Raw genomic sequence first — 7,431 nt, forward strand, 5'->3', positions numbered from 1 at the left:
TCAATAGTGGATGAGTTGTTGGTCGTGAGTCTGCTAGCTTCTGGGGATCCTGGGTGGGCGTGATTGACGATTGATGAACAAGGATTTTTGATTTTTGAAGTGCCGATCCTGCGGAGAGGGGAGGATGAGGGGGCGAGAGATAGTGGTGGAGAGGCGCGGGTAGCTGTGTAAGGTGATTTCCCCATCCGCATGCCGCCTCCTTCCCTGAAACGACGCCATATTTTGAAAATTGTCGCGCTGACCGTGTTCGGGACGCTGCTGGCGTGGTACCTGAGCGCGATCCTGAGTTTTGCGGCGAACTCGTATGGGTTTAACAACCGGTTCTCGGAGGTGGCGCTGCAGCATCACTGGTGGTACCTGGTATGGAGCAATCTGGTGGTGCTGAAGGGCTACCTGCTGGTGGCGGCGGGGTACGTGGTGCTGATCTACCCGCTGGTGCGGCTGTGGGGGAAGGTGCGGGTGTTTGCGCGCTGGGGCGTGGTGTGGCGCACGCTGGTGTTTGCGGGGCTGCTGTACGGGTTTTTCATTTTCAAGCTGATGCTGGAGAAGCCATACTTCGGCGACTACAGCTACCTGCTGGGGTGGTATGATGCGCTGGGACGGGTGTGCGGCACGGGGGTGCAGGACGCGGTGCACGGGCTGATCACGCGGGTGTTTCCAGTGGCGGCGCTGGTGGCGGCGGCGGGGTTTTATCTGTTTGAGCTGCGGCGGTGGTTCACGCGGGCGGCGCGGCCGCTGCTGTTTAGCTGCGCGGCGGTGGCGGGGCTGCTGGGGCTGTTTGTGGTGAGCGGCTACGGGGTGAGCCGTGTGCCGGATGCGGGGGAGCTGGCGGGCGGGAGAAAGCGGCCGAAGAACATTGTGATTCTGGGCTCGGACTCGCTGCGGGCGGATCATCTGTCATGCAACGGCTACCACCGCATGACGTCTCCAAACATCGACCGCCTCGCGGCGAAGGGGGTGAACTTTGAGAAGTGCCTGACGCCGATCGCCTCGACGCTGGAGTCGCTGACGAGCATGTATTCTTCGCAGTATCCGCACACGCATGGGGTGCGGCACATGTTTCCGAGCCGTGAGATGGTGAACCGGGCGAACCGGGAGGCGCCGTCGCTGGGGGCGGAGCTGCAGAGGGAGGGCTATGACACGGCGGTGATCGGCGACTGGTGCGCGTGCGGGTTCAATGAGCTGCCGATGGGCTTCAAGAACGTGATCGTTTCGGACTTTGACAACTTCCGGGTGTACATGAGCGAGGTGGTGTTTCTGCATCACCAGATCCTGCCGCTGTTTTTTGACAACCGGGTGGGGCACATGCTGTTTCCGAAGCTGAAGTCGTTCGCGAACTACATGACGCCGGAGGTGGTGACGGACCAGGTGATCGACCGGATCCGGCAGCGGGCGGGGGACCGGCAGCCGTTTCTGCTGTTTGGCTACTACTCCTGCACGCACCTGCCGTACAAGACGCCGACGCATTATGCGAGGCTGTGGACGGATCCGAAGTATGACGGGCCGCACAAGCATGAGCTGGCGCTGAATGTGGACGAGTTCATCGGCGGGACGGACATCAATGAGAAGTGGAGCAAGCTGCCGCCCGCGGAGGTGGCGCAGATCACGGCGCTGTATGACGGCTGTGTGCGGATGTTTGATGATTCGGTGGGGCGGGTGGTGGCGGAGCTGGAGAAGCAGGGGCTGATGGAGGACACGATCATCCTGATCACGGGAGACCATGGGGACGACTTGTTTGAGCCAAACTGCACCTTTGGGCATGGCACGACTTTTAATGGCGGTGACCAGGCGAACCATGTGCCGGCGATCCTGCATGTGCCGGGGCTGGAGAAGCCGCAGCGGCATGCGGAGCTGGTGCGGACGCTGGACTTTGCGCCGACGCTGGTGGAGCTGGTGGGTGCGCCGGCGCAGCCGCGCTTTGAGGGGACGAGTCTGGCGCCGGTGATCCGCGGGGAGAAGAAGAGCCTGGGGCTGGCCTACTTTGGCGAGACGAGCTACCTGTTTTTCCGCCGGACGATTCCGGGGGAGGAGCCGCTTTTCATCCCGCCGATGGATGAGACGACGTTCATCGATCCGGACTTCGACTTCCACTTTGTGCTGAAGGACAAATTTCAGGATGCGGTGCTGAAGACGAAGGAGCACTGCGTGCGGACGGAGCGCTTCAAATACATCCGGACGCCGGGGGTGAAGCACTCCATCGAGCGGCTGTTTGATGTGCGGGCGGACCCGCACTGCGAGCATGATGTGAAGGCGCGGCACCCGGAGGTGAAGGCGCGGCTGTCTGCGGCGATGGACGAGTGGCTGACCACGCACAAGCAGAGCACGACGACGGAGATCTACGGCATCCTGGGAGAGGATGCGCTGCAACCGACGGCCCCATGAACGCCGCTGATCTGCCGCATCTGGTGATAGGCGCGTGCATGAACGTGCACCGAGCGCTGGGCGCGGGCCTGACGCGGGATGCGTATGAAGAGTGCCTGGCGATCGAGCTGCGGGAGCTTGAGTTTGATTTCAAACGGCAGGTGGCGCTGGAGTTTGAGTACCATGGGCGGCGCGTGACGACGGCGACGCGGCTGGACTTTGTGATCGGTGAGTCGGTGCTGCTGCTGGTGCGGGCGCAGGAGGAGATCACGCGGCTGGAGCAGCAGGAGCTGGAGGCGAAGGTGAGGCTGGGGCGGTTTGAGACGGGGCTGATGGTGAACTTCAATGTCACCACGCTGCGGAAGGGGATTCACCAGGTGATGGTGAAGAGGAAGGGGGAGGGCGGGGAGAGGGGGCGGTGATGCTGTGATGTGGCGATGCCGGGAGGAAAGGGGGCTGGTTTTTGGCAAGGGCAGTGACTGTGGGGCAAGGGAATGGAGCGAGATTTGGACCGCCCGTTATATATAGCGATCCGCGAAACTCATTTTCCCTGGCGGAGTTGGCGGGCCCGCGGGGGGGAGGAAAGGGGGGCGGGAAGGTGCGAGGCGGGGACGGGAACCGTAGGCCCGGAGGGGATGGATGATGCCCGAATCAGCCGTAGGCATTATGCAAGGATTGTGAACGAATGTGAAAAAGTTGTGCTTCTGGCACGTTTGTTCGATCATGAAGAAACTCCTCACTCTTCCATTTTTTGCCCTGGTTTCCCTGTCTTCCGCCCAGGCGGCGGGCCAGGTGGAGACGGCCGCGGCCGCCAAGCAGATCGATGCGGTGCTGGCCAAGGACTGGGCGGCCAACAAGCTCAAGGGAAACCCGCAAACGGATGACGCCACCTTTGTGCGGCGCATCTACCTGGACGTCATCGGGCGCATCCCGACGACGCGTGAGACGGAGGAGTTTCTGAACTCCAAGGACGCGAACAAGCGGGCGAAGCTGATCGACAAGCTGCTGGCTTCCGAGGCGTATGTGCAGCACTTTTTCAACTATTGGGCGGATGTGCTGCGGGTGACGAGCAACGGGCAGCAGACCGGCGCCATCACCGGCGCGGCGTATGCGAACTTTGTGAAGGACAGCCTGCGCAAAAACCAGCCGTATGATGAATTTGTGCGGGAGATGGTGGCGGCGCAGGGGAAGGCGTGGGACAACGGGGCGATAGGCTACTACATGCGCGACCGCGGGATGCCGCTGGACAACATGGCGAACACGGTGCGGGTGTTTCTGGGGACGCGCATCGAGTGCGCGCAGTGCCACAACCACCCCTTTGACAAGTGGACGCAGATGCAGTTTTTCAAGATGGCGGCCTTCACCTACGGGGTGCAGACGCAGGACTACGGCGGCGACACGATGAGCGGGGTGAGCGACCTGCTGCGCGAGAAGGAGAACGAGATCCGCGCGGCGATCAAGGAGCCGCAGAAGCCGCAGCGGCCGAACATCAACGGCAAGATGGCGAAGGAGGAGCGGGAGAAGCTGCAGAACAACTACCTGGCCGAGTACAAGAAGTATGAGGCGGAAATGAAGGAAGTGAACAAGAAGCGCGAGGAGGCGCGGCAGAAGCTGCGCAAGGAGCAGCGCGGCTACCAGGAGGCGATGCAGGATGTGCGCGACAACCTGCGCTACACCTCCGTGAGCACGCGGGACCGCAAGCCGGCGCTGCCGCATGACTACCAGTACAGCGACGCGAAGCCGAAGTCCCTGGTGGAGCCGGGCACGATGATGGGGCATGAGTGCATCACGCAGAACGGCGAGACGCCGCTGCAGGCGTATGCGCGCTGGATGACGAGCCCGGAAAATCCGCGCTTCACCACGGTGATCGCGAACCGGCTGTGGAAGCGGGTGTTTGGGCTGGCGCTGATCGAGCCGCTGGACGAGCTGATGGACACCACGGTGCCGATGATTCCGGAGATGGAGAAGAGCCTGGAGAAGCTGGTGGTGGACATGAAGTATGACATGAAGGGGGTGCTGCGCGTGCTGTACAACACGAAGGCCTACCAGGCGCAGGTGACGCGCGAGGAGCATGCGCCGGGCACGGTGTACCACTTCACGGGGCCGCTGCTGCGCCGGATGAGCGCGGAGCAGATGTGGGACTCGTTTGTGACGCTGATCAATCCGAGCCCGGACATGATCAGCCAGACAAACCGCGATGCGATGGAGCAGCGCATCCTGCAGGCGAAGAAGATCGCAGACGGGGTGGAGGCCCTCTCTCCCGAAGAGGCGCTGGAAGGGCTGAAGAAGGCGGCGAACATCTACAGCAAGAACCGCGAGCGCACGGATGCGCAGCAGAAGCTGTTTGCCGAAGCCCGGACGGCCATGAAGGCGGCGAAGGAAGAGGCCGAGGCGCTGCCGGAAGGCCCCGCCAAGGTGGCGGCGATGGCGAAGGCGGACGAGCTGAAGAAGAAGGCGGACGCGATCCGCACGGAGGTGAACCGCATTCAGAACGAAGGGCGCCGCGTGACGTATGCCGAGGTGATCAACCCCGGGCAGAAGAAGCTGTATGAGAAGGTGACGGGCAAGCCGTACCAGACGGTGTCGCTGACGAAGAACGGCGGCGGCGACTCCGCGCCGGCAATGATGAGCGGCGGCGGTGAAATGATGATGATGATGACGGCGAGCGGCGCGAAGGTGGAAAAGGTGATCATCCCCGGCTATGACCGCAAGGAGCTGACGAAGGAGGAGCAGAAGGCGGTGGCGCAGAAGATCCACGACGCCTATGCGGAGGAGGCGGACTTCTTTGGCATCAAGGACGAGAAGGAGCGCAAGGCCTACATCGCCAAGCGTGCGAGCGTGAGCCGTGACACGCTGCGTGCCGCGGAGCTGGAGAGCCCGGCCCCGCGCGGCCACTACCTGCGCGAGTTCGGCCAGAGCGACCGCGAGACGATCGAGAACGCGAACAATGACGCGAGCGTGCCGCAGGCGCTGGCGATGATGAACGGCAGCCTGCTGCCGCAGATCACGAACCCCTACAGCCAGCTCATGCTCACCGTGAGAAAGGCGCCGTATCCGGATGAGAAGGTGGACGCCATCTACATGACGCTGCTGTCCCGCAAGCCCACGGCTGCCGAGAAGGCGGTGTGGCTGAAGGCGCAGGACGGCGGCCTGACGAGCATGGAGGACCTGGTGTTCAGCCTGCTGAACACGCAGCAGTTCATTTTCATTCAGTAAGACATTCAGCAAGACTCGACACGACAGGACAAACCCAACAACACACGCGCACCTCCCATGAAACAGGAACTCGCCAGCAAACTCGTCCGCTCGGGTGAAATCACCCGGCGTGATTTCGCCGCCAAAACCGCCAGCTCCCTCCTGGGAGTGGGGCTGCTCGGCCACTCGCTCACCAGCAAATCCTTCGCCGCGTTTGAGGGGTCCTCAAAGCTGAAGCAGGCTGCGACGGCGAAGAACGTGATCTATTTGTACATGAGCGGCGGCCAGTCGCACATGGACACCTGGGATCCGAAGGAAGGCGTGGAGACGGCGGGCCCGACGAAGCCGATCAAGACGAGCGCGGATGGCGTGCGCATCTCCGAGTACCTGCCGCTGACGGCGCAGCAGATGCACCACGGCACGGTGATCAACTCGCTGACCTCCACGCAGGGCGCGCACGAGCAGGGGAACTACATGATGCACACGAGCTATGAGATGCGCGGAACGATCCGGCATCCCGCGATGGGCGCGTGGCTGAATGTCTTCCAAGGCGGCGGCAACAGCACCCTGCCAAACTTTGTGTTCATCGGCAATGACAGCCGCCACCCCGGCGCGGGCTTCTTCCCCGCCGCGCAGGCGCCGCTGTTTGTGAGCAATCCGGAGAACGGGCTGAAGAACATCAAGAACGGCAGCCCGGAGGAGAAATTCCAGGCGCGCATGAAGCTGGCGGACGAGCTGGACAAGGACTTCCGCGCCACCTTCCCGCACCGCAATGTGAAGGCCTATGCCGACATGTATGACGACGCCATCGCGATGATGAAGTCTGAAGACCTGAAGGCCTTTGACCTGAGCCAGGAGCCGGGCGACCTGCGCGCGGCCTACGGCAAGGAGGCTTTCGGCCAGGGTTGCCTTCTGGCCCGCCGTCTGGTGGAGCGCGGTGTGCGCTTCGTGGAAGTCTCCCTCGGCGGCTGGGACACGCACAACGCCAACTTTGTGGCCGTGCCTGACCGCTGCGAAACCCTGGACAAGGGCCTGGCGACGCTGATCTCCGACCTGCACAACCGCGGGCTGCTGGAAGAAACGCTGATCGTTCTGACCTCTGAGTTCGGCCGCACGCCGGACATCAACCAGAACGCGGGCCGTGACCACTATCCGAAGGCTTTCTCCGGCGTCATGTTTGGCGGCGGCGTGAAGGGCGGCTACACCTACGGCAAGACCGACAAGGAAGGCCGTGAGGTGGTGGAAGACAAGGTGAAGATCATGGACTTCAACGCCTCCATCGCCTACGCGCTGGGCCTGCCGCTGGACCAGGTGATCTACAGCCCCTTGTTTGTGCGCCCGGCAGGGCGCACTCACTTGGCGGTTCAAGTCCGCCGCACACCCGGCAAGGGGAAGTGCTAGCCGAAAGACAGGGGCGTCAGCCGCGAGGCTGGGTCCGAAGGAAGTCAGAAGCAAAACGCTACACCGATGAACAAGAACCTCATACAAGGCACCACGATGGAGACAAGGCGGCAAATATCGCTGAAGTCCGATTCTTGCCCGGAGAGTCGTGTTGTAAATGAGGCGGTGATGAGCGTGGAGGTGAGTGTGTCATACCCGGGGAGATCTGGGAGCCTGCTCCAAGAAGAGCTACCGCTGCCGAGAGGCGGCGGGAAGGGAACCCAGAAGTCAGCAGAAAGCATAGTAGCAGCCACTCTACGCTGCGAAGGCCCGAAGAGAGAAGAGAAGACCACCTCTGTCATGTCGATGGAGCCAGGAGTCGCAGCAACGGAGCCTGAGATGGCCCCAGCAGCCCACCGGGGAGGCGTGCGGAACACGCCGGGCCGCGGGACTGCCGCGACAAAGCCCGCGGTCGTGACGGACCCAGGTGAGTCC

The 7,431-nt window shown here is 62.7% G+C and carries 5 protein-coding genes; all 5 read left to right on the forward strand.

The window, feature by feature from the left end; genetic code table 11:
- The first annotated feature begins 189 nt into the window (after positions 1–189).
- Positions 190–2,382 (forward strand): sulfatase-like hydrolase/transferase, encoded by a 2,193-nt coding sequence (locus tag ACILSQ_RS30305; protein ID WP_395747452.1) that lies wholly within the window; start codon positions 190–192, stop codon positions 2,380–2,382.
- Positions 2,379–2,783, forward strand: a complete 405-nt coding sequence (locus tag ACILSQ_RS30310; RefSeq protein WP_395747453.1) for a GxxExxY protein — start codon at positions 2,379–2,381, stop codon at positions 2,781–2,783. The genes ACILSQ_RS30305 and ACILSQ_RS30310 overlap by 4 nt, the downstream gene beginning before the upstream one ends.
- A gap of 301 nt (positions 2,784–3,084) precedes the next feature.
- Entirely contained in the window at positions 3,085–5,577 is a 2,493-nt protein-coding gene (locus ACILSQ_RS30315) for a DUF1549 domain-containing protein (RefSeq protein ID WP_395747454.1), read from the forward strand.
- Positions 5,578–5,634: 57 nt separating this feature from the next.
- Complete coding sequence (locus ACILSQ_RS30320; protein ID WP_395747455.1) at positions 5,635–6,957, forward strand: DUF1501 domain-containing protein; 1,323 nt, start codon at positions 5,635–5,637, stop codon at positions 6,955–6,957.
- A gap of 66 nt (positions 6,958–7,023) precedes the next feature.
- The coding region (locus tag ACILSQ_RS30325; protein WP_395747456.1) for a hypothetical protein at positions 7,024–7,431 on the forward strand (408 nt) is incomplete at its 3' end.

This window comes from Prosthecobacter sp. (assembly GCF_044227185.1).
Taxonomy (GTDB): domain Bacteria; phylum Verrucomicrobiota; class Verrucomicrobiia; order Verrucomicrobiales; family Verrucomicrobiaceae; genus Prosthecobacter.